The sequence below is a fragment of the Elstera litoralis genome (genome assembly GCF_000963705.1).
Classification (GTDB): domain Bacteria; phylum Pseudomonadota; class Alphaproteobacteria; order Elsterales; family Elsteraceae; genus Elstera; species Elstera litoralis.
In genome coordinates this window covers 1-3,149 of record NZ_LAJY01000541.1, presented here as the reverse complement: position 1 = coordinate 3,149, position 3,149 = coordinate 1, and the positions used below count along the sequence as shown (strand labels likewise).

Below are 3,149 nucleotides of genomic sequence, written 5' to 3'. Positions count from 1 at the left end.
GGCGGGCGGGAGATCGTCAGCACGCTCGATACCGCCCTGCGCACCTTGGGCCGCGCCGCGCCCGATCCGGGGCGGGCCTATGGGGCGTTCGAGCAGGCGTTTCAGGGCTTCGGCCTCGGGTTGCCGTCGATCCCGCTTACCACCTCCAACCGGCTTCGGCAGAAGCAAAACCGCGATGCTTTGACCGACGCGACGCGCTGGCTCGCGCTCGGAACGGCGGTGGGGCTGGCGGGCGCGGCAAAGCCGGAGACCTATCCCGAAGCGGTGCGCTGGCGCTCGCGCGTGTGCGATTGGTGTGACGTGGAGGCGGAAGCCGCCTCACGCACGCGCGCCGATAAGGCTTCAACGCCATCACCGCGCTGCCGCACCGCCTTCGTCGATCATCTGACGGCGGGGATGGGAACGCTCGCGCCGGTGCGGCAGGTGCAACTGACAACCCCGATGCCGTCGTTGGCCCTCGCCTACCGCGACTATGGCGACGCGCGCCGGGCAGAGGGTCTCGCCCGGCGTAACCGCGACGTGCTGCGCGCCGGCCATCCCGGCATGATCCCCGCCGGGGTGGCGCTCGATCTAGTGGGGGGCTGAGGCGATGGAACCCGAAAAGCTCACGCTCCGCGTCAACGGCGCAGAATACGGCGGTTGGACCTCGGTGCGGGTCAACGGCGATATCGAGCGTATCGCCACCTCCTTTTCCCTCAGCCTGTCCGAACGCTGGCCTGATCCGCGCGCAGCGGAAGCCGGCGGCGTTTCGATCATCAGCCGGGGCATCGGTATCGGCGACGCCTGCGAGGTTTCCATCGGCGGCACCTTGGTGTGTACCGGCTATGTCGACCGGGTGGAGAAATCCTATGGGGCGCAGGCGCATCAGGTCTCGGTTTCCGGGCGCTCCAAAACCGGCGATCTCATCGATAGCGCCGTGGACCGCGATCAACAGATTCGCGGCAAAAAGCTGGAGGATATCGCCCGCCAGCTCTGTGCCCCCCACGGCATCGAGATTGCGGTTGAGGGCGATACCGGGCCGCCGCTGGAAGAGTTTCACGCAAAAATAGGAGAATCGATTCATGGCGAACTCGAACGGTTGTGCGCCCTGCGCGCGCTTTTGGTCAGCGATGGGCCGGGGGGAGGTCTCATCCTTACCCGGTCTGGCGCGGGCGGCGGTCGCACAGCGCTACGGCTCGGGCGCAGCCCCATCCTCAGCGGCTCCGCCCAGTGGGACGGGGCCGACCGCTTCGGCACAACGATCGTTCGCGGACAGCAGCCCCTCGGCGGGGCCGGCCTCCGCGATGGCCCGGCAGTCGCTTTGGGTGAGGGCCTTGCAACGGACCCCGAGATAAGGGGTAGCCGCGTCAAAATCCTCTCCGCGCGCGGACGGGTGACGGTGGAGGAACTGCGCCGCCAGGCCGAGCAGGATGTTCGGGCGCGTAAAGGCAGCGCCAATTYCCCTCAGCTATTCGTTGGCAGGCTGGCGGCACCCCGGCGGCGGGTTGTGGTGGAAGGGGCTGACGGTGTGGGTGGAGGATGATCTGTTGGGCGTTGCGGGCGAATACCGCATCCGCTCGGTCATTCTCGCCCTCAGCGACCAGGGCACCACCACCGATCTTACCTTAGCGCCGCCGGATGCCTATGCCGATTCGGGCGATCCCGCGCCGGACAGTGCCCTTGCCCTTGAGGAGGCGACGCCATGAACGACGGACAATCGCGCTTTATCGGCCCGCTGCTGCGCGCGCTCGATAATCTCGTCAGCCGTGCCGTTATTCGGCTGGTGGCGGCCAGCGGCCCAACGCAGCAGCTTCAGGCGGAGCTTTCGGCGGGGGAGGTGAAAAATGACTTCGACCTGCTCGAAAGTTACGGAATGACCGCGCACCCGCTGCCGGGGGCGATTGCCGTCTGCCTGTTCGTCGGCGGCGAGCGGGAGAATGGCGCGGCAATTTTGGCGCACGATCAAGCCAAGCGCCCGCGCACTTTGGCCCCCGGCGACGTAGCGCTCTACACCGACCAGGACGATCCCGCCGCCGCGCCGCAGACGCTCACCACCGCCTGCACTTCGGGCGCGACCGCAGTGTGATTCTGCGGGCCAAACGCCTCGATATCCAATGCGGCCCCCAGCGGCTCATTCTCGATGAAACCGAGGGGCTGCGGGTGCAGGCCAGCCAAATTCGCTTCGAAGAACTCTGAGCGGAGTTTTCAAACCACTCCCCGAGCCGCAAGGCTCTTTTCTTCCCAAGGAGCCGAAAGGCTCCCTTTTTTTATGGAGAAATCCTCATGGACAAGCTGACCTATACCCTCGCAACGCCCGTTCAATTCACCGCCAGCCGCCGGGTGGAGGAATTGCATTTTAGCACTGAACTGAAAATTCGCGACCTGAAAGCCTTTGATCGGGCCGACGGCCCCTTGGGCGCGACGCTTTATCTGCTCGCCGCCCTGGCCGGGGAGCCGGTGGAATTGATCGAGGCGATCTCGGCGGAAGAATATCCGAAGCTCTTGGAGTTCCTGCGCCCTTTCTGCCAACCATTCCTCGGAACTGGCGTGAGCTAAGGGCCGATATTGCCGCCGTCTTCCACTGGCAGCCCTCGGAAATCGACGCGCTCACCGTGGAGGATTTTCTGCTGGCCCATGCCGAAGCCGAAGAGCGCGTCGGCCTGATGCGCGGCGGGCGTTAACCGGGACACGGGCGGAACGGGGCAATCCGTTCCGCTCTTGTTCATCATTTGGATAAGCTTTATACTGGCATCAAGGGACGTGTGCCCCCGCAGTACCCGGTATCAGGTTATTATCTTGAGCGGGTGTACCCTCGAGACACGGGTCAATAATAAGGGGCTTTAATATGCTTAAGCGTCTTTTGAGATGGATCAAAACTCATCCAATCAGATCCTTTTTCTTGATTCTCTTTTTCCCAGTTTATGGGTTTATATTTTTCCTTTCCATTGCTATTCCTATTGGATTGGCTCGAGATTGGTATTACGAAAAATTCCCTTTTTCTTATCTGGCGGTCAGGTTGTTTGCCGAACCGGGTGAGGACACGCTGATGTTTCGCTATCGCCTAGGAGATCGGCTGTTGTATGTCCGCTCGGATATTGCGCGACCGGCCCGGTATTCAGGAAGAGAAGAGGCGATTTGTAATCCTCTTTGGGGAGAGTGCAGGGTTTTTC

General features: G+C 63.1%; 7 protein-coding genes. All 7 read left to right on the top strand.

Annotation, left to right across the window (positions count from 1 at the left end; genetic code table 11):
• On the top strand, positions 1-585 hold a 585-nt coding region (locus VZ95_RS25910; protein WP_045776939.1), incomplete at its 5' end, for a hypothetical protein.
• A 4-nt stretch (positions 586-589) separates the two neighbouring features.
• Entirely contained in the window at positions 590-1,522 is a 933-nt protein-coding gene (locus tag VZ95_RS17155; protein WP_045776938.1) for a phage baseplate assembly protein, read from the top strand.
• A complete protein-coding gene (locus tag VZ95_RS29430) occupies positions 1,410-1,685 on the top strand; it encodes a phage baseplate assembly protein (protein ID WP_408606105.1) in 276 nt (91 codons plus the stop codon). Before VZ95_RS17155 ends, VZ95_RS29430 begins: the two co-directional genes overlap by 113 nt.
• Positions 1,682-2,065: a phage baseplate assembly protein domain-containing protein gene (locus VZ95_RS17150; protein ID WP_052711889.1), complete on the top strand. Its 384-nt coding sequence runs from the start codon at positions 1,682-1,684 to the stop codon at positions 2,063-2,065. The genes VZ95_RS29430 and VZ95_RS17150 overlap by 4 nt, the downstream gene beginning before the upstream one ends.
• A gap of 197 nt (positions 2,066-2,262) precedes the next feature.
• The gene (locus VZ95_RS17145; RefSeq protein ID WP_045776937.1) at positions 2,263-2,535 is read left to right on the top strand and encodes a phage tail assembly protein; all 273 of its coding nucleotides are present in this window, start codon (positions 2,263-2,265) and stop codon (positions 2,533-2,535) included.
• Positions 2,442-2,660 carry a GpE family phage tail protein gene (locus VZ95_RS29425; RefSeq protein WP_084627881.1) on the top strand — a complete coding sequence of 73 codons (219 nt, stop codon included), beginning with the start codon at positions 2,442-2,444 and terminating at the stop codon, positions 2,658-2,660. The genes VZ95_RS17145 and VZ95_RS29425 overlap by 94 nt, the downstream gene beginning before the upstream one ends.
• Before the next feature lie 164 nt (positions 2,661-2,824).
• On the top strand, positions 2,825-3,149 hold a 325-nt coding region (locus VZ95_RS27430; protein ID WP_232302724.1), incomplete at its 3' end, for a hypothetical protein.